General features: G+C 32.5%; 1 protein-coding gene. It reads left to right on the forward strand.

Going from position 1 to position 416, the window contains the following annotated elements; genetic code table 11:
- Window positions 1-370 (forward strand): NAD(P)-dependent oxidoreductase (locus FUA24_RS25910; protein ID WP_317131967.1); only part of this gene is annotated, 370 nt, incomplete at its 5' end.
- Window positions 371-416 lie beyond the last annotated feature (46 nt).

The raw sequence follows: 416 nt of genomic DNA on the forward strand, positions 1-416 counted from the left end.
AGTTGATGTTTTAAGTTTACATACGCCACAAACACCACTAACGTTAAACATGGTTAATACCAATTTTATTAATGCCTTTAAAAAACCATTTTGGTTAATTAATACAGCACGTGGTAAAAGCGTAGTTACAAATAATTTGGTTTCGGCATTAAAAACAGGTAAAATTTTAGGCGCAGGTTTAGATGTTTTAGAGTATGAAAAAGCATCTTTTGAAAGTTTATTTTCTTCTGAAATGCCTGAAGCGTTTCAATATTTAATTCAAGCTAAAAACGTATTGTTATCGCCACATGTAGCAGGATGGACGGTTGAAAGTAATGAGAAACTTGCCCAAACTATTGTAGATAAAATTAAAGCGCGTTTTACCTTTTAGTAAACCTTAAGGAGTATAGCTTGCATAGGTTTGTTGTAAAAGCGCA

The organism is Seonamhaeicola marinus (genome assembly GCF_008085455.1).